Consider the following 24,871-nt stretch of genomic DNA (forward strand, 5'->3'; position numbering starts at 1 on the left):
CGGAAAACCCAGGACGGAGTGTCAGTGGTGCGTGCCAGACTCGCGTGCATGACGAAGATCGACGCGGTCCGCACGGTGGAATCGCTGGCCGACGCGGTGCGCGCGGGGGAAAAGGTCAAGTACCTGCACTTCTGGGGCCACACCCCGCGCCGGGACGGCTCGCTCGGCCCCAGCTGCCTCAGCCAGTGGTGGCCTGCGCCCTTCACCGTGGACGGTGTGGAGTACGCGACGGCGGAGCACTGGATGATGGCCGCCAAGGCCCGCCTCTTCGGCGACGCGGACGCGGAGCGGGCGGCCCTCGCGGCGCGGACACCGGCGGAGGCGAAGAAGGCGGGGCGGCTCGTCCGGGGTTTCGACGAGGCGATATGGGCGCGTGAGCGGTTCGACATCGTGGTCGCGGGCAGCACGCACAAGTTCGCCTCGGACCCCGCGCTCCGGGAGTTCCTCGTCGGGACGGGTCAGCGCGTCCTGGTCGAGGCGAGCCCGCTGGACCGCGTCTGGGGCATCGGCCTCGCGGCCGACGACCCGCGAGCGGCGGACCCCGCGAAGTGGCGGGGGCCCAACCTGCTCGGGTTCGCGCTGATGGAGGCGCGGTCCCGCGTCTGACGGGTCTGACGGTCTGACGGGTGGAGCGCTTCAGGTGGCCCGGGGCGTCGGCGGGTCGCCCACCACCGGATCGTCCACCGCTGGGTCGCCCACCGCGACGCGGTCTGTCGCGGGGCCGCGCCCGCTCAGCCGCTTCCGTACGAGACGGCTCTGCGCCGCCACCGTCACGATCACGCCCGCGCCGAGGACCGGCCAGGCGAGCGGGCCCGCCGCGATCACCGCGGTGACCAGCAGCGGTCCGCCGCTGCGCTGGGCCGACGAGGACAGGCCGTGCACCCCGAGGTAGGCACCTTGCGCATCGTCGGGGGCGAGCGCGATCGAGAGCTCCCAGGACGCGATGGCGTGGAGTATCTCCGCGAAGGTGAGGGCGATCGCCGCGACCGTGAGAGCGGCGACGGCGAGCCACACGCCACCGAGCGCGGAGACGGTCAGGGCGGCACACCCGACGACGAAGCACGCGGCGAGCGGGACGAGGAGCGCGCGGGCCCGGTCCGGCGTGCTGCCGAACCGGGAGAGCGGAACCTGGCAGCAGACCACCAGCACGCAGTTGAGGACCATGAGGAGCGGCGCCAGGCCGTGCGGGGCGTCGGTGGCGTGGACGATCCACAGGGGGATGCCGACCTGCAGCACCGCGTCGTCGAGGAAGAGAGCAGCCTCCGTCACGGTGAAGAGCAGGTAGGGGCGGTCGCGCCACGGATTGGACGCCGGAGTGACGGGCGTCGGGGTGACGGGCGTCGGCGCGGTCCCGGGACCGGAACCGGTTGGCACGGACTCGGTGACCAGCCGGGACGGCGAAGGCGGTTCGGCGCAGCGCAGGGTGAGGGCCGCGGCGACGAGGAAGCTGACCACGTTGCCGATCAGCAGGGCCTGGTAGGCGTGGGCGGTGCCGACGGCGATGGCGAGCGCACCGGCGAGACCGCCGAGGGCCCAGCCCGCGTTGGAGACGCTGCGCTGCACGGCCTGGTACTTGGTGCGTTCCGGGCCCGCGATGCGGGCGGCGTACAGCTTGGTGAGCACGTTGGCGCCGCGGTCGGCGAGGCTGTTCACGGCGGAGTACAGCAGGAGCAGCGTGAAGTCGTCCGTGGTGAGCAGCGCCAACAGGGCGATGGCCTGCTGGAGTTGGGCCCCGATGATGATGCGGGTGACCGGGAAGCGGTCGGCGAGGTGGCCCGCGAGCGGCGCGCCCGCGATGCCGACGGCGCCCGAGACTCCTAAGAGCACGCCGACCTCGGCGACGGACAGCCCGGTGACCAGGGTGAAGTAGAGGGCGGCCGCGCCCATCCAGAGACCGGTCCCCGCCTTGTTGATCAGGGCGATCCACAGCATGCGGCGGCCGTCGGCACCCCCCGGTATGCGTGCGTACAGCGCGGACCGCTTACGACTTAAGCTCACCCGTCCCCCTTGACCGGCTCGCCCCTTGGCGGGGGGCCGACTTGACTCACACTTTGTATCGGTACATAATTCATTACGTGGTGGCACAATATGTGATCAGTGGCTCGACCGCCAAGGGCATTACCGCGTCGGTCGAACGGGCCGTGGCCGACGGCGGGCTCGCGCCGGGCGACGCGCTGCCTCCGGTGCGCAGGCTCGCCGACGAGCTGGGGGTCAGCGCCGGCACGGTGGCGACGGCCTACAAGGAACTGCGGCAGCGCGGGATCGTGGTCACCCGCGGCCGGGGCGGGACGGTCGTGGCGCAGGCCCCGGCGGTCGGCACCCGCAGGCCGCCCAGAGCGCCCCAGGGGGTGCGCGACCTGGCGGGCGGGCATCCGGATCCGGAGCTGCTGCCGGTGCTGATGCCGCCCGCCCGGGTGGCGCCGGTGCCCGGTTCGCATCGCGCGGCGCCGCGCCTCGCGGGGCTGGAGGAGCTGGCCCGGGAGTGGTTCGCGCGCGACGGGGTGCCCGAGGACCGGGTGACCTTCGCGCACGGGGCGCTGGACTGCATGGCCCGGCTGCTCTCGGTGGAGCTGAAGCCGGGCGACACGGTGGCCGTGGAGGACCCCGGATTCCACCATCTCCTCGACCTCGTACCGGCGTTGGGGCTGCGCATGGCGCCGGTCGCGGTGGACGACGAGGGCATCAGGCCGGACGCGCTGCGCGGCGCGCTGCGGGCGGGCGCCAGGGCCGTGGTGTGCAGCCCGCGGGGGCAGAACCCGATGGGCGGCCGCTTCACGGCGGCGCGGCGGGAGGCGCTGCTCGCCGTCCTCGACGGCTTTCCGGATGTGCTCGTCGTCGAGGACGACCACAACGCCGAGATCGCGGGGGCGGCCTCGCACTCACTGACGACCGGCGGACTCGCACGCTGGGCGCAGGTGCGCACCGTCTCCAAGCATCTGAGCGTCGACCTGCGGTGGGCGGCCCTCGCCTGCGACGCCACCACACTGGCCCGCCACGAGGGGCGGATGCTGCTCACCTCGGGGTGGGTCAGTCACGTACTCCAGGAGACAGTCGAGCGGACGCTGACCGACCCCGCGGCGCGCGAGGTGGTGGGCCGGGCCGGACGCGCCTACACGGAGCGGCGCGAAGCCCTGATCCGGGAGCTCGCGGGGCACGGGATCGCCGCGCGCGGGGCGAGCGGGATGAACGTGTGGGTCCCCGTGCGCGACGAGTCCGCGGTCGTCAACGGGCTGCGGTCGCGGGGGTGGTGGGTGGCCGCGGGCGCCCGCTTCCGCATCACCACGCCCACCGCCGTGCGCATCACCACGTCCGCGCTGGAGGCCCCGGACGCGGCCCGACTGGCCGCGGACTTCCGCGCGGTGCTCGACGAGTCGGAGGCTACGTACGGGGGGTGAGGGTGGCGCTATGTACGGGGCGCGGCGCTACGTGCGCGGGGCGAGGAGGGGGCTATGTGTCGGGGAGGGCGAGCACGGCACTATGCACGCAGAGCAAGCCGGGCGCTTGCGCGCGGGGCGAGGACGGCGCTATGCACGCAGAACAAGCCGGGCGCTTGCACGCGGGGCGAGCACGGCACTATGTGCGCAGAACAAGCCGGGCGCTTGCACGCGGGGCGAGCACGGCGCTATGCACGCAGGGCAGGCCGTGCGCTTGCGCGCGGGGCGAGCACGGCACTATGTGCGCAGAGCAAGCCGGGCGCTTGCGCGCAGGCTAAGCCGAGCACCATGCCCGCAGAGCAAGCCGGGCGCCATGCCCGCGCGGGACAAGCCAGGCGCAACACACGCGAGGCAAGCCGGGCCCTACGCACTCGGGGCGAACACAGCCGAATAGCCCGCGTCGTCCGGCGAGGAGCCCGCGTCCGAATCCTCGTCCGGCATCACGAGGAGCACCACCAGCAGCGCCACACTCAGGACGATGCCCACGGCTCCGCAGATGATCCCGGCGAGGGCCTGGCCCCCGTTCGTCGCCTCGCCCCGCCGCGCCTTCCCGCGCCCCAGCGAGCCGAAGATCACCGCGAGGATGCCGAGCACGATCGCCAGCGGCCACAGGCAGAAACCGACGGTGGCGATGATGCCGAGGACGAGCCCGGCCACGCCCATGCCGTTGGCGGGCGCCATCGGCATGGCGGGCCAGCCGTATCCGGGCGCGCCCTGGCCGCCGGGGTAGCCCGGGTAGCCCGCATACCCCGGGTAGCCCTGCTGGCCCGCGTACCCCGAGCCCCCGTAACCCGGATACCCGTACGGCGGCTGCGGCTGCGGCTGCCCCGGTCCGTCCGGTGAGAGCGGAGGCGGCGGCACCGGTTCCCCGGGCGCCGCGAAGGGCTGGGCGCCTCCCGCCGGCGGAGGCGGCGAGGGAGAGGAGAAGGGCGGCGGCGACGGCGGCACCGCTCTTGGCGCCGAAGCGGCGGCCGCCCACTGATCGTGGGCCGATGCCGGCCCCCACCGCTCGGCCGGCGGCACCGCGTCCTCCGGCGGCGGCGCCCACGGATCCCGCTCCTCCGGCGCCGCCCCGGCGCCACCCGCGCCGGACACGGCATCACTCTCGGACTCGGCCGACATGACGGGTCACCTCTTTCATACGTTCCGTCATGCTACGGCCCTCACTTTTTCCGCGCCGACCGCCGCCTACGATGATCCCGACTCACCGATCAGCCGATCAGACCCGTTCCTGGGGAGGAAACCGTGACCGAGCAGCAGACCGCGGCCGCAGCCGCAAGAGCCGAGGACCCGCACGCGTTCCCGCACGCGTTCATCGCCGGGCTCCCCAAGGCGGAACTGCACGTGCACCACGTCGGCTCGGCCTCCCCCCGCATCGTCTCCGAGCTGGCCGCCCGGCACCCCGACTCCGCGGTGCCGACCGACCCCGAGGCGCTGGCCGACTACTTCACGTTCACGGACTTCGCGCACTTCATCAAGGTCTATCTGTCCGTCGTCGACCTGATCCGCACCGCGGACGACGTACGGCTGCTCACCTACGAGGTGGCCCGCGACATGGCGCGGCAGAACGTCCGCTACGCCGAGCTGACCATCACCCCGTACTCCTCCGTCCGCCGCGGCATCGACGACCGCGCCTTCATGGACGCCATCGAGGACGCCCGCAAGGCCGCCGAGAGCGAGTTCGGCACCGTACTGCGCTGGTGCTTCGACATTCCCGGCGAGGCGGGGCTCGAGTCGGCCGAGGAGACGCTCCGGCTCGCCGTCACCGACGGGCTGCGCCCCGAGGGCCTGGTCTCCTTCGGGCTCGGCGGGCCCGAGATCGGCGTGCCGCGCCCGCAGTTCAAGCCGTACTTCGACCGGGCGATCGAGGCGGGCCTGCACTCGGTCCCGCACGCCGGCGAGACCACGGGCCCCGAGACGGTCTGGGACGCGCTCACCCATCTGCGGGCCGAGCGCATCGGCCACGGCACCACCTCCGCGCAGGACCCGAAGCTGCTCGCCCACCTCGCCGAGCACCGCATCCCGCTGGAGGTCTGCCCGACCTCGAACATCGCGACCCGCGCGGTCCGCACCCTCGACGAGCACCCCATCAAGCAGTTCGTGGACGCCGGGGTGATCGTCACGATCAACTCCGACGACCCGCCCATGTTCGGCACCGACCTGAACAGCGAGTACGCCGTCGCCGCCCGCCTCCTCGACCTCGACGAGCGCGGCATCGCGGCGCTGGCGAAGAACGCCGTCGAGGCGTCCTTCCTGGACCCGGCGGGCAAGGCGAGGATCGCCGCCGAGATCGACACGTACACGGAGACGTGGCTCGCCCCATAACGCCCGTCCCGTGATCACAATGGGCTCATGCGCATCGTGACTGCAGTGGCCCACCGAGGCGATCCCTACCGCGTCCGCGAGAACACGATCCCGTCCCTGCGCTCCGCGATCGAACGGGGCGCGGACGCGGTGGAGATCGACGTCCGACTGAGCAGCGACGGCGTACCCGTCCTGCTGCACGACCCGACGCTCAAGCGCCTGTGGGGGTACGAACGTCCGCTCGCCGCCCTCTCCTCGGCCGAGGTCGAGGGCCTCACCGAGGGCGGCGTCCCGACCCTCGAAGCGGCCATCGCGGCCACCGAGGGGCACCGGCTCATGCTCGACCTGCCGGGCGCGACGTACGACGCGGTGCGCACGGTCGTCGGGGTCGTCGCGGAGTGCGGCGCGGCGGACCGCGTGTACTACTGCGCGGGCGGCCGCACGATGCTCGCCGTACGCGAAGCGGATCCGGGCGCCGAGATCGCGCTGACCTGGACCACCCTGGCCCCGCCCCGCCCCGTCCTGCTGACAGCGGTGAAACCGCGCTGGCTCAACTACCGCTTCCCGCTGGTCGACCGCGACCTGGTGTCCCAGGTACACCGCCAGGGCCTGCTCGTCTCGGCCTGGACCCCGGACACCCGCCGCTCGATGCGCCGCCTGCTCGACACGGGCATCGACTCCATCACCACGAACCGCATCGACGTCCTTCAGGCGCTGCGCGCGCCTGCGTGAGGCAGGTCGGCCGGGTGCCCCCGGGGGCCCAGCACCCCCTAGGGGGCAACCCCGGCCAATACCCCACATCCACATAGCCGTTGACCCCGACGACTCCCCGGGACCGCGCCCTCCCCGCCGACGATCCGCCCCGCGCCCCGGCGTCACCAGGATGGGAACAGCACATCGTCCCGACCGCCCCAGGAGTCACCGTGATGCTGTTCCCGGCACGTGCCGCTCTCGCCGCCGCCCTGGTCCTCGGCCTGACCGGCGCCGCGGCCGCCCCCGCGCTCGCCCACTCTCCGCACGCCCCCACCGCTGCCGCCCCCACCGATGTCCCGAGACCCGACGCCAAGGCCCTGCGCGAAGCGATCAAGGGGCTGCCGAACGCCGACGCGACGGCCGCGCTCGTCCGGGTCGGCGGCACGGACGGTGTCTGGCGCGGCAGTTCGGGCGTGCACGACCTGGTCACGCACCGCAAGGCCGACCCGCACGGCAGGTTCCGCGCGGGATCCATCACCAAGATCCTGACGGCGGCCCTGGTGCTGCAGCTGGCCGCCGAAAACCGGATCGACCTCGACAGGCCCGTGCAGCACTACATGCCGGGCCTGTTCACGAAGAAGTTCGACCCCATCCCCGTCCGCAGCCTCCTCAACTACACCAGTGGCCTCGACGCGGGCGACGGCTTCGACGACGAGTTCACCCACCGCTACGACACACTGGACCCGCGGACCGTCCTCGCCTCCGCCATCGCCAAGGGCCCCCTGCACGCCCCGGGCGACGAGCAGCACTACCGCAACATCCATTACACCGTGCTCGGCCTGCTGATCGAGAAGGTCACGGGCGACTCGTACGCCCACCAGGCCGCCCGGCGGATCTTCCGGCCGCTCCACCTCAGGGACACGTACTTCCCGGGCACCGACCTCCGCATCCACGGCCCGCACAACCGCGGCTACCAGAAGAGGATCCAGCCGGACGGCACCACCCGCCTCGTCGACGTCACCGAGTGGAACCAGTACGACCGTTTCGCCGCCGGCGACATGATCTCCTCCATGGCCGACCTGGAGACGTTCACACAGGCGCTGTTCGCGGGAAAGGTCGTGCCGCGACCGCAGCTGAAGGAGATGCTCACACTGCCCCGCCTCGCACCGGGCGCACCCGCACCCACCTTCGGGGCCGGCCCACAGCGCATGGAGGTCGGCGGCAAGGTGATGTGGTTCAAGACCGGCTCGCGCTACGGCTACACGAACATCATCGCCTCCGCCGAGAACGGCTCCCGTACCCTCGTCTACTCGGTCAACGCGACCGACGCGAAGGGCAGGGACATGAACCCGGTGACCGAGCGCATCGTCACGGCGGCACTCCGCTGAGTCCGGCTGCCGGGCGACGAACGGATGGGGCGAAGGGGTCGGACATGGCATCCGAATGGGACTGGGAGAGCGGCAAGGGCCTGCTCGGCATCGACGACCCCGCCGACTGGGACGCGGCGTACGAGCGGGGAGAGCCGCGTCTCGGCACGGCGGCCATCGGCCTGGCCTTCAACTGCACGCTGGCGGAGGCCTCACCGCGCATCCTCAAGGCGATGCGGCTGGCGGACCGCGGTCAGCGGGGCTTCGCGTACACCGCGGCGGGCCACGCGGCCCGGCTCAACGGCGAACTGACGCCGGAGCTGTACGCCGCACTGCGGGCGGAGGGCCACGGCGGCTTCGCCGAGAACGCCGTCGACGACACGCTGACCTTCGTCCCGTTCCGGGAGCTGCCCCCCTGGTTCAAGTGGCGGAAGATCGCGTCGAGAGTGGAGGACAAGCTGGAGGTCTGGCGGCTGCACATCACGTACGCGGCCGAGGACGCCCGGAAGTTCGTACGCCGGCGCCGGTCGTGAGCGGCCCACCGGCACACGGGCGACCGGCCGGGCCGCCTGCCCCTACAACCCCGCCAACGCGTTCCACCGCTTCGCGAACTCCGTCCGCTCCTTCGACGTGATGTCGCGCGCGATGGCGAGGCGTTCGCGCATCGCGTCGTCGGGGAAGATCAGGGGGTCCTCGGCGAGGGCGGCGAGTTCCTTGTCCTTGGCGGAGGCGAGGATGTCGCGGGCGGCGGGGACGGGGCAGACGTAGTTGACCCAGGCGGCGAGTTCCGCAGCGACCTCGGGGTCGTAGTAGTGGTCGATGAGCCGCTCGGCGTTGTGCTTGTGGCGGGCCAGGTTGGGGATCATCAGGGACTCGGCCCACAGCTCCGCGCCCTCCTCGGGGACGACGAACTCGATGTCCGGGTCGTCCGCCTGGAGCTGGATGACGTCGCCGCTGTAGGCCTGGCAGGCCAGGACGTCTCCGCTGGAGAGGTCCTTGATGTAGTCGTTGCCGGTGAAGCGGCGGATGTGGTGGCTGTCCACCATCTTCTCGACCTTGTCGCACATCCGGTGGAAGTCGTCGGCCTGCCACTTGGTGACGTCGACACCGTCGCCCTGGAGCAGCAGCGCGAACGCCTCGTCGAGGCCGGAGAGCAGGGTGACGCGGCCCTTCAAGTCGTCCGCCCACAGGTCGGAGACCTGCTTGATCTCGCGGCCGAGCTTCCGCTTGTTGTACGCGATGCCGGTGATGCCCGACTGCCAGGGCACGGTGTACTTCCGCCCCGGGTCGAAGTGCGGGGAACGCAGGAGCGGGTCCAGGTACTTCGTGACGTTGGGCTGCGCGGCCCGGTCCATCTCCTGCACCCAGCCGAGCCGCACGAAGCGCGCGCACATCCAGTCGCTGATGACGATGAGGTCGCGGCCGGTCTCCTGGTGGTTCATCAGGGAGGGGCTGATCTTGCCGAAGAACTCGTCGTTGTCGTTGATCTCCTCCGTGTAGCGGACGTCTATCCCGGTCCGCTTCTCGAAGGCGTCCAGCGAGGGGCGCTTCGTCTTGTCCTTGTCGTCGGTGTCTATGTAGAGCGGCCAGTTGGCGAAGGCCAGCTTCTTGTCCTGGCGGGAGCGGTCCGCCGCCGACCGCTCCCCCGGTCCGATGTACGCCGCGGGCACGCCGCAGCCCGCGAGCGTACTGACGGCCGCACCGCCGCCCAGGGCGCGCAGCAGGGAACGGCGGGACACGGGGGAAGCTACGGGGTTCGCTCGCACCCCGGCAGCATGCGCCTCCGCGCGCGGGCGCGGCAATGGACGCAGCGTCGAGCCCCGCCGCGTGGAGCCGACACCTTGTCGATCACCCGGCGTACGTCAAGCCGGGTCCAGCCACCCCGCCAGGTCCCCCGCGGTGACCCGGTCAAGTGGCGCGGCGTCGACCGGCCCCGGGTACAGGCGGTACGCCGTGCCGGACGCGGCGCGCTCCGCGCCGGACAGTTCGCCGTGGAGCAGGGCGAGCAGGGCGGCACGGTCCGTCAACTCCGGTTCCGCGCACAGCGCGTCGGGCTCCCAGCCGTCCCGTATGCGCAGCGCGAAGTCGGCGCGCGGCTCGTCCTCGGCGCGGCGGTAGCCCCACAGGACGTGGCCGCGGCCGCGCACGTACACGTCGCCGTCGGTGCGGGCCGCCGCCGTCCAGCAGGCGAGGTCCCACAGGGTGGCCCGGCCGCACGGCTGGAAGGTGTCGAGCAGGTCGTTGCCCATGCGGCCGATCTGCTTGCGGTAGCCCCACACGTCGTGGTGGGTGCCGGTCGTGGCGAGGGTGACATCAGCCCACCAGGCACGCCGCTCCCGGATGTCGACGATCATCGGCACGCGCAGCTTGGCGTCGCCCCCGAGGTCGAAGCGCTGCCGGATCGTGCGCGGGTCGTAGCGGGCCCGCTCCTTGCCCTCGACCGCCATGAACCCGGCGAATGCGTCGGGGAGTTCGTCGAACGGCACGTCGTTGTACGAGAGGACCACGGGCACGACGAACCGCACCCCGGTGTGCGCGAGCCGGGGCAGGTCGAGGTCCAGGTACTCGGTCGCGCCGTGCGGGGCGGGCGCCGAGGTCAGGTCGCCGGAGTGCCGGGCCGCGCCGCCCGCGTGCTCCAGCTGCGTGTAGTCGCAGAGTCCGACGAAGCGCCACAGGCCGTCGTAGAGGGCGACGGACAGGTCGAGGTCGACGCGCACGCCCTTGGGCTGCGTCCAGTGCAGGAAGAGCCGCACGGTCTCGCTGTCGGCGGGCACGGGCAGGGAGCTGCCGCGCGGCACGGCGACCAGCGAGGCGGCCGACGCCCGCTCGGCGAACGGCACGGGCAGGTCGGCGAGGGAGGCGTCCAGGACGGCCACGTCGTACCGCTCGCCCTCGCGCGCGGCAAGGCGCCGGACGGCCTCCGCCGCGATCAGCTCGCCGGCGCGGCCGGTGACGCGGGAGGGCAGCGGCGGGCGGTGGTCCTCGACCGCGTACGCCTTGGTGACACGCCCGCGCGGGAAGAAGACACGGCGGTGCCCCGCCTCGGCGCGGACCTTCATGCGGCCGTACGCGCCGAGCAGCGGACCGGGGCCGGAGTGCGGCAGTGCGGCGGCGAGCGCCTCACCCACCGTGTCGGGGAGCGTCGTGGCGCCCGAGCGGGCGAGCAGCAGGTCGAGGCGGCGCAGGAGTTCGCCGGGGCGCTCGCTCAGGAGCCGCACCGCCGCCTCGACGTCCCAGCGGGCGAGCGCCTCCTCGACGCGGGCCTGCCAGGTGACGACGCGCAGCCGGTCGCCGGTGAGGCGGACGTCGCCGTGCCGGGCGGCCTCGGCGAGCAGCACCTCGCCGAGCGCGCCGTCGCCGACGCGCGTCCCGCGCAGGGTGGCGAAGGCGAGCGCCACGCGCGCGTGCCGGTGGGCCCGCTCGAAGGGGTGCAGTATTTCGCCGGCCCGCTTCCACGCGCGCGGGTGGCGGGCCATGTCCTCGGCGAGGCGCCGGAAGCCGAACCCGTCGAGAAGGGCGAGGAGTTCGCGGCGCACGGGCCGCGGGAGGCCGCGCAGGCGCGGGAGTTCGAGCAGGTCGGGGTCGCCACCGGACCGTACGACGAGCAGGCGCAGCACGTCGGTCGCCGTGTCCGCGTACCGCGCGACGAGCGGGCGCACGTCGGGCAGGTCGAGGAGCGGCGCGAGGGCGAGGGCCTTGCTCTCGCGCAGCGGGATGGCGGCCGGGAGCCAGTCCGCCGCCGCGGCCGGGTCCAGGTGGCCGAGGAGCAGGACGAGGTCGTCGTGGTCCTGCGGGTTCAGGGGCGTACGGCGGGCGAGCAGCGCGGTGAGCTCGGCGGCGGCGTCGCCGGGCGCGCCGAGGCGCAGGGCGCGCAGGACGGGGCCGCCGTCACCGCCGAGGCCGGCGCCGGTGTCGAGCCAGGGGTCGGTGGGCCCGTCGGTCTCGTAGCGCTGCTCGCAGATCGGGCAGGTGTACCACTCGCAGCACTGGTCGCAGCAGTACCAGACGTGCCTCTTCGCGCCGAGGCAGTCGTCGCACAGGATGTGGGCGCAGGGGGCGACCGCGCGGACGCTCGCCTTGGTGCCCGCGCAGTTCATGCAGGGCTGGTGCGGCTGGGCGGCGAGGTACTCGGCGACGACGGTGGTGTAGCGCTCGTACGCGGGCTGGTACGCCGTCTCGGCGGGGAACCGCGCGAACAGCGGGGCGTGGTGCCGGTCGGAGCCCATCAGCGCGTCGACGTCGGCGAGCAGCTTGCGCCCGGTCGTCGCGAGGTCGTCGGCGGACAGCGCGGTCAGCGCGCGGCGCAGCGGGGCGGTCAGCAGGTGCCCGCGGTCGGCGAGTTCGGCTTCGAGGACGACGACGCCGGCATCGGTCACGGCGGACCGTCCGGCACCTTCGGGAACGTACACGCTCTGCCGGCGGCGCAGCAGCAGCCCCGCGAGGTCGTCGGTCACGGTCGTCGTCATCAGGTCCCACCCCCGTGGTGCAGAGAAATGCGGGGGCGGGGAGTGGGTGCGCTACGGATCTTTTGCAGAGAAGAAAAAGAAGGAAGCACACCACGGAGCCGCCCCCGCGTACGCAACGGTACGCGGGGGCGGCGGGGCCCGGCATCTCAATTAGCCCAGGCCAAGGGGGTACTAACCCTCGATCGACGTCATCACGTGCTTGATGCGCGTGTAGTCGTCGAACCCGTACGACGAGAGGTCCTTGCCGTACCCAGACTTCTTGAACCCACCGTGCGGCATCTCCGCGACGAGCGGAATGTGCGTGTTGATCCACACGCACCCGAAGTCGAGCACCTTGGACATCCGCATCGCGCGCGCGTGGTCCTTGGTCCACACGGAAGACGCGAGCGCGTACTCGACGCCGTTCGCGTACTCGACGGCCTGCGCCTCGTCCGTGAAGGACTGGACGGTGATGACGGGGCCGAAGACCTCGTTCTGGATGATCTCGTCGTCCTGCTTGAGGCCGGAGACGACGGTCGGCGCGAAGAAGTAGCCCTTCTCGCCGACCCGCTGGCCACCGGCCTCCACGCGCGCGTGCGCGGGAAGCCGCTCGATGAAGCCGGAGACCTGCTTCAGCTGGTTGGCGTTGTTGAGCGGGCCGTACAGCACGTCCTCGTCGTCCGGCTGGCCGGTCTTCGTGTCGGCGGCGGCCTTGGCGAGCGCCGTCACGAAGTCGTCGTGGATGGACTCGTGGACGAGCACGCGCGTGGCGGCCGTACAGTCCTGGCCCGCGTTGAAGAAGCCCGCCATCGAGATGTCCTCGACGGCCTTGGCGATGTCGGTGTCCTCGAAGACCACGACGGGGGCCTTGCCGCCGAGCTCCAGGTGGACGCGCTTGAGGTCCTTGGACGCGGACTCGGCGACCTGCATGCCGGCGCGCACGGAGCCGGTGATGGAGGCCATCGCCGGGGTCTTGTGCTCGACCATCAGGCGGCCGGTGTCGCGGTCGCCCGTCACCACGTTGAAGACGCCGGGCGGCACGATGGAGCCGATGATCTCGGCCATCAGGACGGTCGACGCGGGGGTGGTGTCGGACGGCTTCAGCACGACCGTGTTACCGGCCGCGAGCGCCGGGGCGAACTTCCATACGCCCATCATCATGGGGTAGTTCCACGGCGCGACCTGCGCGCAGACACCGATCGGCTCGCGGCGGACGATGGAGGTCAGACCCTCCATGTACTCGCCGGCGGCGCGCCCCTCCAGCATCCGGGCCGCGCCCGCGAAGAAGCGGATCTGGTCGACCATGGGCGGGATCTCCTCGGACCGGGTGAGTCCGATGGGCTTGCCCGTGTTCTCGACCTCGGCCGCGATGAGTTCCTCGGCCCGCTCCTCGAACGCGTCGGCGATCTTGAGCAGGGCCCGCTGCCGCTCGGCGGGCGTCTGGTCCCGCCAGGCGGGGAACGCGTCGGCGGCGGCCTTCATGGCGGCGTCCACGTCGGCCTGGCCCGACAGCGGCGCGGTCGCGTACGCCTCGCCGGTCGCCGGGTTGATGACCTCGGTGGTCCGTCCGTCGGCCGCGTCCCGGAATTCTCCGTTGATGTAGTTGCGCAGACGGCGCAGCTCGGTGGTCACTTCCGCGGCCCTCCAAGTCAGATGTCCAATGGATGAGACACCCACCCTAGTCGCTGTACCGACGCTTTCAACATACCCAGCGGCCCAGAACTGCGGAATCCGTGAGTATCGGAGTCGCAGACAACGAATTACATCGATCTGGCCTTGCGGAAGTGACGAGACGTCGTGCACAGTGAGGTCGTGGCAAGTCGCAGCGCAGACCCCAGCAGCCCTCGCGGCTCACGCACCGGGAATCCGGGCGGGAGCGGCAATGGGAACGGCACCCCGCCCGTGGACGCCGTCTCTCTGGCGATCATCGAGCAGCTCCAGGAGGACGGACGCCGTCCGTACGCCGCCATCGGCAAGGCCGTGGGCCTCTCCGAGGCGGCCGTGCGCCAGCGCGTGCAGAAGCTGCTCGACCAGGGCGTGATGCAGATCGTCGCGGTCACGGACCCGCTCACCGTGGGATTCCGCAGGCAGGCGATGGTCGGTATCGACGTCGAGGGCGATGTGGATCCGGTCGCGGACGCCGTGGCCGCCATGCCGGAGGCGGAGTACGTGGTGATGACCGCGGGCTCGCACGACCTCCTCGTGGAGATCGTCTGCGAAGACGACGACCACCTGCTCGAAGTCATCAACAAGCGCATCCGCGCCCTCCCCGGCGTGCGCTCCACCGAGAGCTTCGTCTACCTCAAGCTCAAGAAGCAGACCTATATGTGGGGAACCCGATAGCCGTGAGCAAGGACCTCAGCCAGACCGCCTACGACCACCTGTGGATGCACTTCACCCGCATGTCGTCGTACGAGAACGCGCCCGTTCCCACCATCGTGCGTGGCGAGGGCACCTACATCTACGACGACAAGGGCAAGAAGTACCTGGACGGCCTCTCCGGCCTCTTCGTCGTCAACGCGGGCCACGGCCGTCACGAGCTCGCCGAGACCGCCTACAAGCAGGCGCAGGAGCTGGCCTTCTTCCCGGTGTGGTCCTACGCCCACCCGAAGGCCGTCGAGCTCGCCGAGCGCCTCGCGAACTACGCGCCGGGCGACCTCAACAAGGTCTTCTTCACCACCGGTGGCGGCGAGGCCGTCGAGACCGCCTGGAAGCTGGCGAAGCAGTACCACAAGCTCACCGGCAACCACACGAAGTACAAGGTCATATCCCGCGCGGTCGCCTACCACGGCACCCCGCAGGGCGCCCTGTCCATCACCGGCCTGCCGGCCCTGAAGGCCCCCTTCGAGCCGCTCGTCCCGGGCGCGCACAAGGTGCCGAACACGAACATCTACCGCGCCCCGATCCACGGCGACGACCCCGAGGCCTTCGGGCGCTGGGCCGCCGACCAGATCGAGCAGGAGATCCTCTTCGAGGGCCCGGAGACGGTCGCCGCCGTCTTCCTGGAACCGGTGCAGAACGCGGGCGGCTGCTTCCCGCCCCCGCCCGGCTACTTCCAGCGCGTGCGCGAGATCTGCGACAAGTACGACGTGCTGCTCGTCTCCGACGAGGTCATCTGCGCCTTCGGCCGCCTCGGCACGATGTTCGCCTGTGACAAGTTCGGCTACGTCCCGGACATGATCACCTGCGCCAAGGGCATGACCTCGGGCTACTCCCCGATCGGCGCGTGCATCATCTCGGACAAGCTCGCCGAGCCGTTCTACAAGGGCGACAACACCTTCCTGCACGGCTACACCTTCGGCGGTCACCCCGTGTCCGCCGCGGTCGGCATCGCCAACCTCGACATCTTCGAGAAGGAGGGTCTCAACCAGCACGTCCTCGACAACGAGGACGCGTTCTACCAGACCCTCCGCAAGCTTCTCGACCTGCCGATCGTCGGCGACGTCCGCGGCAACGGCTTCTTCTACGGCATCGAGCTGGTGAAGGACAAGGACACCAAGGAGTCGTTCAACGACGAGGAGACCGAGCGCGTCCTGTACGGGTTCCTCTCCAAGGCGCTCTACGACAACGGCCTGTACTGCCGTGCCGACGACCGCGGCGACCCGGTCGTCCAGCTCGCCCCGCCGCTGATCTCCACGCAGGAGACCTTCGACGAGATCGAGGGCATCCTGCGGCAGGTCCTCACGGAGGCGTGGACGAAGCTCTGATCCCTCGGTCGGGCTTTCGTATGATCGAGTGATGAACACCGGCCCCGGGAGCGCCCGTTCGAGTGAGAACGGGCGCCCCCGGGCCGCGTCTTTTCCGGGCAGGTACGCCCGAATCCCTAGCGTGCCCAGTGACCGATCGGCCCCGCCTTCGTTCCCCCGTACGGGGGAGGCAAACTGATCTGAACCGAGGTGTACGCCATGGTGGCCCCGCCGGACAACGACGTGCTGTGGGCACGCGCACTGCACGTCACACACAACGGCTCCCCCGCCCTCACCGGCGTCTCGCTCGGTGTCGGCGAGGGCGAGATCCTCGCCGTCAACGGCCCGCGCGGCTGTGGCAAAACGACACTGCTGCAGTGCCTGTCCGGGCAGCTGCTCCCCCAGCGGGGTGAAGTGTGGTTCAACAGCACCCCCGTCCACACGATGCGCCCGCTCGTACGGGAACGGCTGCGCCGCGACCGCTTCGGCTGGATCGACCCCGAACCGCGCCTCGTCCCCGAGCTCACCGCCTGGGAGAACGTCGCCCTGCCGCTGATGCTGCGCGGCGCCCCCCACCGGGTCGCCAAGCCCGCCGCCAAGGAGTGGCTGGACCGCCTCGACATCGGCCCGTGCGCCCGCAAGCGCCCGCACGCGCTCCTCCAGTCCGAGCGGCAGCGCGTCGCCATCGCCCGCGCCCTGGTCACCACGCCGTCCGTGCTCTTCGCCGACGAGCCGACCGCCCCCCTCCACCGCGCCGACCGCGCACACGCGCTCCGCACCCTGACGACGGCGGCCCGCTCCCACGGCATCACCGTCGTCCTCGCCACGCACGACCCGGAGGTCGCCGCCCTGGCCGACCGAACCGTCACGCTCATGGACGGCCGCCGCGTGCACACGGTGCACCTGCCGGGGACGGACGCGGCGGACGCGGCGGACGACGGTCCGGTATCAGCCGCACCAGTCACGCCAGCCGCACCAACAGCATCAACAGCACCAGAGGCATCGGAAAAACCGGAACCGTCAGAAGAACCGGTCGGCGCCCCCAGCACCGTGAGCACCGTCAGCACCACGGGCACCCTCGGGGCCACCGGCGCGATCACCACCACAGTCGCCACCCCCGGCCCCACCGGCGCCATCACCGCCCCCTCCGTCGTCAACACGGAAGGCCGGGCCGCGTGCTCGCTCTCCGTCTAGCCCGCGGGGCGCACCCGCTCGTCCAGCTGCGGCGCCTCCTCGTCGCCGCCGCGTCCGCCGGGACCGGGTTCCTGTTGCTGTGCACCCTCGCGTACGCGCTGGAGCACCCGGGTGCCGGGGCCGTGCTGCGCCTCACGTGGTGTCTCGCGCCGATCGCCGCCACCGTGTACTTCGCCGTCGCCGTGGCCCGTACCGACCCCGGCACCCGGCCGCGCAGCGGGCTCTCCGCGGTGGGCCTCGGCCCCACCCGCCTGATGGTGCTCGCGACGGTCTCCACGGCCGTGGCCTGCGCCCTCGGCTCCATGGTGGCGCTGCTGTTCTTCCTGCACCTGCGCGGCGACGTCTCGGGGCTCCCGTTCGACGGGGCCGCCGCCGACATGCTGGCCGCCGAGCGGCCGTTGCCGCTCGCCGGGGCGCTCACCCTGCTCGCCGTGGTCCCTCTCACCGCGTCGGCGGCGAGCGCCTTCGCGCTGCGGCCCCGGCCCGCCAAGGCCAACACCAAGACCACTGCCAAGACCAAGACCACTGCCGAGACCACCACCGAGGCCACCGGAGCCGAGCCCGGCTCCGAGTCCGGCTCCGAGTCCGGCTCCGAGTCCGGCTCCGCGCCCGCCGACGGCGCGGAACCGGACGCCCCGGCCCCGCCGCCGAGCGGCCTCCCCTGGGGTGTCGCGCTGCTCGCGGCCGGCCTCGCCGTGGAGACGTACGCGAGCGGCTCCGACGGCGGGCCGCGCTCCGGCGTCCCCATGCCGGGCGGCGCCGACGGCAGCTCCGGGGGCGTCCTCGCGGGCTGGGCGCTGACCGCGCTCGGCCTGATGCTCGCGGGCCCGGGCCTCACCTACCTCTGCGGGCGGCTCCTCCAGGCGGTACGGCCGGGCGCGCTGCGCCTGCTGGCCGGGCGCGTCCTCCAGGAGGAGGCGCGGCGCGTGGGGCGGCCGCTCGGCGTGCTGTGCGCGGTGGCGTCGGCCGCGTACGCCTCGATCGCGCTGTACGCGGGGCCGCGCCCGCAGGCAGGCCCGCTCACCGCGCTCGGCGGGCTGCTCGTCGCGGGGTGCGTCGTGCTGACCCTGGCCATGGCCGCCGTCGAGGCACGGCAGTCCCGTGAGGAGACGACGGCCGCGCTGCTGCGGCTCGGGGCGCCCGCGACGGTGCTGCGTGGTTCGGCGGCGCTCCGCGCGGGCGCGCTGGCCGCCGTGTTCGGGCCGCTCACGTGGCTCGTCGCGGAGTTGGCGGCGCTGCCGCTGGCCCGCTGAGGACCCCGTCGGCTCGGAGAACGGGCTCGGCAAACGGGGCTCGGAAAACCCGTGGGAAAAAGTTCGCGGTGGCCGATGAGTTCCGTGTCGAACGGATGTCTACCCCTCCGTAAGGCACACGCACTCACAAGGCACACGCACCCACCGGGAGAGACACTCATGTACCAGCAGATGATCTTCGTGAACCTGGCCGTGTCCGACGTCGCCGCGTCGAAGAAGTTCTTCACGGAGCTCGGCTACACGCTGAACCCGCAGTTCTCCAGCGACGAGTGCGCGTGCGTGGTCATCAGCGACACCATCGTCGCGATGATGCTGAGCAAGGAGCACTACGCGAACTTCACGCAGAAGGAGATCGCGGACTCCACGAAGACCAGCGAGACGCTGATCTGTCTGAGCGCCGAGAGCCGCGAGAAGGTCGACGAGCTCGTCGACAGGGCGGTCGCCGCCGGCGCCACGTCCGGCAAGGTCCAGGACTACGGCACGATGTACGGCCGCGCCTTCGACGACCTGGACGGCCACACCTGGGAGATCATGTGGATGGACGCCTCGGAGGTCCAGGGCTGAGCGAGCCCCCCGGTGGGCGCCCTGCTTAGCATGGGCGGATGCAGCCGATCCCCGAACGCGCGTCCGCCCCGCAACTCCCCGGCGGGGGCCGAGAGATCGAGTCCCTCGCCGAGTTCGACGACGTCCTCGGACGCGGCGCCCTCGCGGGCTGCCGCGTCCAGGCCATAGACCTGACGGAGCGCACCTCCGCACTCCTCGCGGCCGACGTGGCGGGCGCCGTCTTCCTCGGCTGCCCGATGCGCGAGGACGCGGCGGCGAAGGTGCGGGCCGGTGGCGCGCTGGTCTTCCCGCCGGTCCCGGGGCTGCCGTTCAATCCGTACCGCGGCCTGCTGTACTCCCCCGACGACCTGTTCGCCGGCCTCGCCGACGGCGGGTACGAGGCGACACCCGACGCCCACGCGTACCACTGGTTCCAGCAGACCAAGTCGGACGGCGACGTCCTCTCGTCGATGCTGCGCGCCATCCACGACGACTCCATCTCCGACGCCCTCGACGAACACTGCGCAGGGGCGCGGGTGGTGGGCGTCATGGGCGGCCACGCGATGGCCCGCGGCACGGAGTCCTACGCGGGGGCGGCGCGGCTCGGCCGGGCGCTGGCCCGCACGGGCTTCACGGTCGCGACGGGTGGCGGCCCGGGCGCGATGGAGGCGGCGAACCTCGGCGCGTACGCGGCGCCCTTCGACGACGCGATGCTGGACGAGGCCCTCGAACTCCTCGGCAAGGCCCCGTCGTTCACGCCATCGGTCACGGAGTGGGCGCGCGCGGCCTTCGCGGTCCGCGAGCGCTGGCCGGCCGGCGGCTCCTCGGTGGGCATCCCGACCTGGTTCTACGGCCACGAGCCGCCGAACGCGTTCGCCTCCCACCTGGCCAAGTACTTCGCCAACGCCACCCGCGAGGACGGCCTCCTCGCCCGCTCGAACGCGGGCGTCGTCTTCCTCCCGGGCGCCGCGGGCACCGTCCAGGAGGTCTTCGACAACGCCACCCCCAACTACTACGAGTCCCGCGGCGAGCCCACGCCGATGGTCCTCGTCGACCGCACGCACTGGACGGAGCACCTGCCGGTGTGGCCGCTGCTCCGGTCACTGGCGCGGGGCAGGCCGATGGAGTCGCGGATCGCGCTGGTGGACCGGGTGGCGGAGGCGCCGGCCGCACTGCGGGACCTGGGGGCGGCGATCACGCCGGCCGCCCGGCCCTGACCGCCGTCACACGAACGAAGCCCGCTCCAGCCAGAAGTCCAGCAGCGCCCGCTCGCCCTGGACCTCCACGTGCCCGCCGTCCAGCGGCCGCCGGCGGTAGAAGGCGAGCAGCACCTCCGTGAGCGGGCCGCGCAGCGCGGCCGTCGCCTTCGCGTGGCCGCGCCGCCAGGTGAAGCCGTCGTCGCCGAACTCGATGAGCCACTCGGCGTCGAGGCCGTCCGGGGCGTCGGTCGCGTGCAGGTGGATGCTGCGTCCCGCGCCCTTGAGCTCCGACGCGCTGTCGTCCGGGTCGGTGCGCTGCGCGAGCGCGACGAGGTCCAGCCACTCGTCGATCGCGTCGGCGGCGACGTCCGGCTCGACCTCGTACGCGACACCGACGGCGAGGGCCGCGTCCGCGCGGTGGATCGCCAGCTCGTGCGTCATGCGGCGGGCCCAGAACCCGGCGCGGTGGTCGCCGGACCACGACCAGACGGCGGCGTCGGCGCCCGCGGCGCGGAAGGTGTCCGCGCCGAGCTCGGCGGTACGGGCCAGCCAGGCGTCGAGGGCGGCCGGGTCGCCCCCGCGGGGCCCTCCGGCCTCCGGACCACCGAGCTCCGGAATGTCCTGCTCCGGGATGTCCTTCTCGGCCCGTGTCGCGACCAGGCGCTCGCTCCAGCGCACCGCGCCGCCCGTGTGCCGCAGGAGCTCGGCCAGGGTCCAGTCGGGGCAGGTCGGCACGGTGGCCGAGAGGTCCGCGCCGGTCACCGTGGTTCTCAAGAGGTCGATCTGCCGGGCGACTTCGTCGCAGTAGCGCTCGTGGCTGAGTGTCGTCATGGCCGAACAGTAGATCGACTTCCCGGGTACGGCACGCGCGTTTCCGCCGACGCTCTCAGCCGAGCACCACCACGTCCTCCGCGTCGAACGCGACGCCCACGGTCTCCCCCACCCCCGGCGCCCGGCGCAGCGCGCACGCCGCCTCCAGGCGCGGCCCCTCCTTCGGCTGGAGGTGCACGGCGACATGGGTGCCGCGGAAGGTGCGCGCCGTCACCAGGCACGGCAGACCCTCGTCGGCGGCGACGAGCCGCACTCCGGCGGGTCGCACGAGGACGTTCCGCTGCCCGGCCGGGGCACCCTCGGGGACGGGGATCTTGCCCCACACCGTGTCGGCAGCGTCGCCCGCGACGGCCGCCCGGACGATGTTGTCGAAGCCGAGGAAGCGCGCCACGAACTCGTCCGCCGGGTGCTGCCACACCTCAAGAGGCGTGCCGGACTGGGCGATCCGACCGTCCCGCATGACGACGACGCGGTCGGCGAGCGCGAACGCCTCGCCCTGGTCGTGCGTGACGGCGAGCACGGTGGTGCCCAACTCGTCGAAGAGTTCCCGGAGTTCGACGACAAGACGCTCCCGCAGTGACCGGTCGAGCTGTCCGAGCGGCTCGTCCAGCATCAGCAGCCGCGGCCGCGGGGCGAGCGCACGCGCGAGCGCGACCCGCTGCTGCTCGCCGCCCGACAGCGAGGCCACCGCGCGCCGCTGCGCCTTCGGCAGGCCGACGAGCTCCAGCAACTCGGCGACCCGGTCGGCCTGTTCACCGCGCGAGGCGCCGTGCATACGGAGACCGAAGGCCACGTTGCCCGCCACGTCGCGCTGCGGGAAGAGCTGGTGGTCCTGGAACATCAGGCCGACGCCCCGCTTGTGCGCGGGCACCCCGCGCTGGTCGCGCCCGCCGAGCAGCACCTGCCCCGCGTCGAGACCCTGCAGCCCGGCCACCGCCCGCAGCAGCGTCGACTTGCCGCTGCCGCTCGGCCCGAGCACGCACACGATCTCGTGCTCGCCGACATCGAGGTCGACCGCGTCGAGCACCGCCCGCGCCCCGAACCGGACCGTCGCGCCCCGCAGACTCAGCAAGGTGTCCGTCATCAGAAGTCCCCCGTGGTCCGCTCGGTCCGGACGCGTTCCAGGAGCAGCAGAGACACCGCGCACACCACCATGAGGATCGTCGAGAGGGCCATCGCCTGCCCGTAGTTGAGGTCGCCGGCCCGGCCGAGCAGCCGCGCCACGGCGACCGGCAGCGTCGGGTTGTCGGGCCGCGCGATGAAGACGGTCGCCCCGAACTCGCCGAGCGACACGGCGAAGGCGAACCCGGCGGCGATCAGCAGCGCCCGCCGCACCATCGGCAGGTCGACCTCCCGCCAGGCCCGCAGCGGCGACGCGCCGAGCACGGCCGCCGCCTCGCGCAGCCGTCCGTCCACCGCGCGCAGGACGGGCAGCATGGTGCGTACGACGAAGGGCACACCGACCAGCGCCTGGGCCAGCGGCACCAGGATCCAGGACGACCGCAGATCCAGCGGCGGCTCGTCCAGCGTGATCAGGAAGCCGAAGCCGACGGTCACCGCGGAGACCCCGAGCGGCAGCATGAGCAGCGCGTCGAAGCCGCGGACGAGACGTCCCGCCCGGCGCGTCAGCGCCGCCGCCGCAAGCCCGCCGACGACGACTGCGATGGCCGTGGCCGCGACCGCGTACCGCAGCGAGTTCCAGACCGCCTCGATCGGCGGCACGAGGAAGGCGCCGCCGTCCGCCGAGGTCAGCTCCTTGTAGTACGTGATGCCGAAGCCGCCGGGGCCGTCGAACGACCGCTGGACGAGCACGCCGAGCGGCAGCAGTATCAGCAGCGCGACCGTCGCCATGACCAGACCGAGCAGCGCCCACTGCCCGGCGCCGCGCGGCCTGCGCGCCACCGCCGAGGCGTCGACGAGCCGCAGCGCGCTCTCGCGCCGCCGGACCGTCCAGGCGTGGACGGCGAGGACCAGACCCACCGCGACGAACTGGACGAGGGTCAGGACCGCGGCCGTCGGCAGGTCGAGCAGTTGCGCGGTCTGCCGGTAGATCTCCACTTCGAGCGTGGAGTACGCGGGTCCGCCCAGGATCTGCACGACGCCGAAGGAGGTGAAGGTGAAGAGGAAGACCATGAGGGCGGCGGCGGCCACCGCCGGGCCGAGCGCCGGGAGCGTCACGGTCCGCCAGGCCGTCCAGCGGGAGGCGCCGAGCATCCGCGCGGCCTCCTCCTGGCGCGGGTCGAGCTGCGACCAGAGTCCGCCGACGGTCCGTACGACGACCGCGTAGTTGAAGAAGACGTGCGCGAGCAGGATCGCCCACACGGTGGTGTCCAGGCGTACGCCCCACAGCTCGTCGAAGAGCCCGCCCCGCCCGATCAGCGCGAGGAAGGCCGTCCCGACGACGACCGTCGGCAGCACGAACGGCACGGTGACGACGGCCCGCAGCACCCGCTTGCCCGGGAACTCGAAGCGCGCGAAGACGTACGCGCCGGGGAGCGCGATCAGCAGCGTGAGCGCGGTCGACGCGAGCGCCTGCCAGGTGGTGAACCACAGCACGTGCCGGATGTCGGACTGCCCGAGCACGTCCGTGATCCGCCCGAACCGCCAGCCGCCGTCGACGTGCAGCCCGCGCGCGACGATCGCCGAGACCGGATAGGCGAAGAAGAGCGCGAAGAACGCGACGGGCACGGCCATGAGACCGAGCCGCGTCGCGCTCCCGCGACCGGCTCCCGCGCGGAAGCGGGACTTGGTGCCGTCGGCTGCTTCGGTTACTTCAGTACGAGCGAGGTCCACGACTTGATCCACGGCTCGCGGTTGTCGGCGATCTTCTTCGGGTCCATGGTCTGCGGCGCGTCGACCGTCACGCCGTGCTCGGTGAACAGCTTCGGCAGCTTGGTGCCCTCACGCACCGGGTTCACGAACATGTTCAGCGGCATGTCCTCCTGGAACTCCTTGCCCGCGAGGAAGTCGAGGAGCGCCTTGCCGCCCTTCTCGTTCTTCGCGCCGCTCAGCAGGCCCGCGTACTCGACCTGGCGGAAGCAGGTGCCGGTCGCGACGCCGGTCGGCGCCTGCTTCGGCTGCGGCTCTCCGTAGAGCACCTCTACGGGCGGCGAGGAGGCGTAGGAGACGACGAGCGGCCGGTCGCCCTTGGCCTTCTTGCCGCCGGCGGACCCGGAGAACTCCTCGTTGTAGGCCTGCTCCCAGCCGTCGACGACCTTCACGCCGTTGGCCTTGAGCTTCTTCCAGTAGCTCTCCCAGCCGTCGTCGCCGTACTTCGCGGCGGTGCCGAGCAGGAAGCCGAGCCCGGGAGAGGAGGTCGAGGCGTTCTCGGTGACGAGCAGGTTCTTGTACGCGGGCTTGGCCAGGTCGTCGAAGGACTTCGGCGGCGCCAGCTTCTTGTCGGCGAAGTACTTCTTGTCGTAGTTCACGCAGATGTCGCCGCTGTCGACGGGCGTGACCCGGTGCTTGCCCTGGTCGGCCCGGAACTCCGGCTTGATCTTCTCCGCGCCCTTGACCTCGTACGACTGGAAGAGCCCGTGGTCGAGCGCCCGCGACAGGAGGGTGTTGTCGACGCCGAAGAAGACGTCGCCCTGCGGGTTGTCCTTGGAGAGGATCGCCTTGTTCACGGCGGCGCCCGCGTCACCGTCCTTGAGGACCTTGACCCGGTAGCCGGACCGCTTCTCGAAGTCCTTCAGTACGTCCTTGGAGACGTTGAAGGAGTCGTGGCTGACGAGCGTCACGCTCTTGGAGTCGGACGCGCCGGAACCGCTGCCGGAGCCGCCGCACGCGGAGACCGCGACGAGCCCGACGCCCACCGCGAGCGCGGTGAACGAGACCTTCTTGGTGGTGCCGATGGTGCTCACTGGAACTTCCTCCTGGGTGACCAGGAGAAGACGCGGCCCCGCCCGCGGGCCGACGGCAC

Annotated in this window: 19 protein-coding genes and 2 pseudogenes; 12 read left to right on the forward strand and 9 right to left on the reverse strand. The window is 72.1% G+C overall.

Annotated elements, in window-relative coordinates; translation table 11 throughout:
• Positions 1–48: 48 nt before the first annotated feature.
• The gene (locus tag ACI2L3_RS25380) at positions 49–606 is read left to right on the forward strand and encodes an NADAR family protein (protein WP_404754700.1); all 558 of its coding nucleotides are present in this window, start codon (positions 49–51) and stop codon (positions 604–606) included.
• Positions 607–636: 30 nt separating this feature from the next.
• Here ACI2L3_RS25380 and ACI2L3_RS25385 read toward each other — a convergent pair whose 3' ends face one another.
• Positions 637–1,998 carry an MFS transporter gene (locus ACI2L3_RS25385; RefSeq protein ID WP_404754701.1) on the reverse strand — a complete coding sequence of 454 codons (1,362 nt, stop codon included), beginning with the start codon at positions 1,996–1,998 and terminating at the stop codon, positions 637–639.
• Between the two features lie 77 nt (positions 1,999–2,075).
• Between ACI2L3_RS25385 and ACI2L3_RS25390 the strand changes: the two genes are divergently transcribed.
• Positions 2,076–3,395, forward strand: a complete 1,320-nt coding sequence (locus ACI2L3_RS25390) for an aminotransferase class I/II-fold pyridoxal phosphate-dependent enzyme (protein WP_404754702.1) — start codon at positions 2,076–2,078, stop codon at positions 3,393–3,395.
• A gap of 402 nt (positions 3,396–3,797) precedes the next feature.
• Here the strand turns inward: ACI2L3_RS25390 and ACI2L3_RS25395 are convergent, their stop codons facing one another.
• Entirely contained in the window at positions 3,798–4,556 is a 759-nt protein-coding gene (locus ACI2L3_RS25395; RefSeq protein ID WP_404754703.1) for a DUF4190 domain-containing protein, read from the reverse strand.
• 64 nt (positions 4,557–4,620) lie between these two features.
• Here ACI2L3_RS25395 and ACI2L3_RS25400 point away from each other — a divergent pair.
• The 4 genes and pseudogenes from ACI2L3_RS25400 to ACI2L3_RS25415 all read left to right on the forward strand — a co-directional run.
• Positions 4,621–5,759 (forward strand): annotated as a pseudogene (locus tag ACI2L3_RS25400) (adenosine deaminase); the annotation flags it as partial.
• A 27-nt stretch (positions 5,760–5,786) separates the two neighbouring features.
• Positions 5,787–6,470: a glycerophosphodiester phosphodiesterase gene (locus ACI2L3_RS25405; RefSeq protein WP_404754704.1), complete on the forward strand. Its 684-nt coding sequence runs from the start codon at positions 5,787–5,789 to the stop codon at positions 6,468–6,470.
• Positions 6,471–6,664: 194 nt separating this feature from the next.
• Complete coding sequence (locus ACI2L3_RS25410; protein WP_404754705.1) at positions 6,665–7,819, forward strand: serine hydrolase domain-containing protein; 1,155 nt, start codon at positions 6,665–6,667, stop codon at positions 7,817–7,819.
• 44 nt (positions 7,820–7,863) lie between these two features.
• Positions 7,864–8,331 (forward strand): hypothetical protein, encoded by a 468-nt coding sequence (locus ACI2L3_RS25415; protein ID WP_404754706.1) that lies wholly within the window; start codon positions 7,864–7,866, stop codon positions 8,329–8,331.
• A gap of 42 nt (positions 8,332–8,373) precedes the next feature.
• Here ACI2L3_RS25415 and ACI2L3_RS25420 read toward each other — a convergent pair whose 3' ends face one another.
• From ACI2L3_RS25420 to ACI2L3_RS25430, 3 genes are all read right to left on the reverse strand, one after another.
• Complete coding sequence (locus ACI2L3_RS25420; protein WP_404754707.1) at positions 8,374–9,537, reverse strand: PotD/PotF family extracellular solute-binding protein; 1,164 nt, start codon at positions 9,535–9,537, stop codon at positions 8,374–8,376.
• A 123-nt stretch (positions 9,538–9,660) separates the two neighbouring features.
• Positions 9,661–12,264, reverse strand: coding sequence for an MXAN_6230/SCO0854 family RING domain-containing protein (locus ACI2L3_RS25425; RefSeq protein WP_404754708.1), 2,604 nt, complete (start codon positions 12,262–12,264; stop codon positions 9,661–9,663).
• 171 nt (positions 12,265–12,435) lie between these two features.
• Entirely contained in the window at positions 12,436–13,875 is a 1,440-nt protein-coding gene (locus tag ACI2L3_RS25430; protein WP_404754709.1) for a gamma-aminobutyraldehyde dehydrogenase, read from the reverse strand.
• A 165-nt stretch (positions 13,876–14,040) separates the two neighbouring features.
• Here ACI2L3_RS25430 and ACI2L3_RS25435 point away from each other — a divergent pair, with 165 nt between their 5' ends.
• From ACI2L3_RS25435 to ACI2L3_RS25460, 6 genes and pseudogenes are all read left to right on the forward strand, one after another.
• Positions 14,041–14,586, forward strand: coding sequence for an Lrp/AsnC family transcriptional regulator (locus ACI2L3_RS25435; protein ID WP_355811804.1), 546 nt, complete (start codon positions 14,041–14,043; stop codon positions 14,584–14,586).
• A complete protein-coding gene (locus ACI2L3_RS25440) occupies positions 14,571–15,950 on the forward strand; it encodes an aspartate aminotransferase family protein (RefSeq protein WP_404754710.1) in 1,380 nt (459 codons plus the stop codon). The genes ACI2L3_RS25435 and ACI2L3_RS25440 overlap by 16 nt, the downstream gene beginning before the upstream one ends.
• A 198-nt stretch (positions 15,951–16,148) precedes the next feature.
• Positions 16,149–16,838: pseudogene (locus tag ACI2L3_RS25445) on the forward strand (ABC transporter ATP-binding protein); the annotation flags it as partial.
• 266 nt (positions 16,839–17,104) lie between these two features.
• Positions 17,105–18,376 carry a hypothetical protein gene (locus ACI2L3_RS25450; RefSeq protein ID WP_404754711.1) on the forward strand — a complete coding sequence of 424 codons (1,272 nt, stop codon included), beginning with the start codon at positions 17,105–17,107 and terminating at the stop codon, positions 18,374–18,376.
• Between the two features lie 159 nt (positions 18,377–18,535).
• Positions 18,536–18,940 carry a VOC family protein gene (locus ACI2L3_RS25455; protein ID WP_404754712.1) on the forward strand — a complete coding sequence of 135 codons (405 nt, stop codon included), beginning with the start codon at positions 18,536–18,538 and terminating at the stop codon, positions 18,938–18,940.
• A gap of 38 nt (positions 18,941–18,978) precedes the next feature.
• A complete protein-coding gene (locus ACI2L3_RS25460; RefSeq protein ID WP_404754713.1) occupies positions 18,979–20,136 on the forward strand; it encodes an LOG family protein in 1,158 nt (385 codons plus the stop codon).
• A 6-nt stretch (positions 20,137–20,142) separates the two neighbouring features.
• Here the strand turns inward: ACI2L3_RS25460 and ACI2L3_RS25465 are convergent, their stop codons facing one another.
• The 4 genes from ACI2L3_RS25465 to ACI2L3_RS25480 are packed head-to-tail and all read right to left on the reverse strand — an operon-like array spanning position 20,143 to position 24,803.
• Positions 20,143–20,949 carry a maleylpyruvate isomerase family mycothiol-dependent enzyme gene (locus tag ACI2L3_RS25465; RefSeq protein ID WP_404754714.1) on the reverse strand — a complete coding sequence of 269 codons (807 nt, stop codon included), beginning with the start codon at positions 20,947–20,949 and terminating at the stop codon, positions 20,143–20,145.
• Between the two features lie 55 nt (positions 20,950–21,004).
• A complete protein-coding gene (locus tag ACI2L3_RS25470; RefSeq protein WP_404754715.1) occupies positions 21,005–22,033 on the reverse strand; it encodes an ABC transporter ATP-binding protein in 1,029 nt (342 codons plus the stop codon).
• Complete coding sequence (locus ACI2L3_RS25475) at positions 22,033–23,742, reverse strand: ABC transporter permease (protein WP_404754716.1); 1,710 nt, start codon at positions 23,740–23,742, stop codon at positions 22,033–22,035. The genes ACI2L3_RS25470 and ACI2L3_RS25475 overlap by 1 nt, the downstream gene beginning before the upstream one ends.
• A complete protein-coding gene (locus tag ACI2L3_RS25480) occupies positions 23,718–24,803 on the reverse strand; it encodes a thiamine ABC transporter substrate binding subunit (protein WP_404754893.1) in 1,086 nt (361 codons plus the stop codon). The genes ACI2L3_RS25475 and ACI2L3_RS25480 overlap by 25 nt, the downstream gene beginning before the upstream one ends.
• Between the last annotated feature and the right edge of the window lie 68 nt (positions 24,804–24,871).

This window comes from Streptomyces sp. NPDC029674 (genome assembly GCF_044903205.1).
GTDB lineage: Bacteria > Actinomycetota > Actinomycetes > Streptomycetales > Streptomycetaceae > Streptomyces.

Excerpts from the sequence above, each read along its gene's own strand:
- ACI2L3_RS25460 (WP_404754713.1), top strand. The coding sequence starts at position 18,979 with ATGCAGCCGATCCCCGAACGCGCGTCCGCCCCGCAACTCCCCGGCGGG.
- ACI2L3_RS25465 (WP_404754714.1), bottom strand. The coding sequence starts at position 20,949 with ATGACGACACTCAGCCACGAGCGCTACTGCGACGAAGTCGCCCGGCAG.
- ACI2L3_RS25415 (WP_404754706.1), top strand. The coding sequence starts at position 7,864 with ATGGCATCCGAATGGGACTGGGAGAGCGGCAAGGGCCTGCTCGGCATC.
- ACI2L3_RS25455 (WP_404754712.1), top strand. The coding sequence starts at position 18,536 with ATGTACCAGCAGATGATCTTCGTGAACCTGGCCGTGTCCGACGTCGCC.
- ACI2L3_RS25470 (WP_404754715.1), bottom strand. The coding sequence starts at position 22,033 with ATGACGGACACCTTGCTGAGTCTGCGGGGCGCGACGGTCCGGTTCGGG.
- ACI2L3_RS25380 (WP_404754700.1), top strand. The coding sequence starts at position 49 with ATGACGAAGATCGACGCGGTCCGCACGGTGGAATCGCTGGCCGACGCG.
- ACI2L3_RS25405 (WP_404754704.1), top strand. The coding sequence starts at position 5,787 with ATGCGCATCGTGACTGCAGTGGCCCACCGAGGCGATCCCTACCGCGTC.
- ACI2L3_RS25425 (WP_404754708.1), bottom strand. The coding sequence starts at position 12,264 with ATGACGACGACCGTGACCGACGACCTCGCGGGGCTGCTGCTGCGCCGC.
- ACI2L3_RS25395 (WP_404754703.1), bottom strand. The coding sequence starts at position 4,556 with ATGTCGGCCGAGTCCGAGAGTGATGCCGTGTCCGGCGCGGGTGGCGCC.
- ACI2L3_RS25410 (WP_404754705.1), top strand. The coding sequence starts at position 6,665 with ATGCTGTTCCCGGCACGTGCCGCTCTCGCCGCCGCCCTGGTCCTCGGC.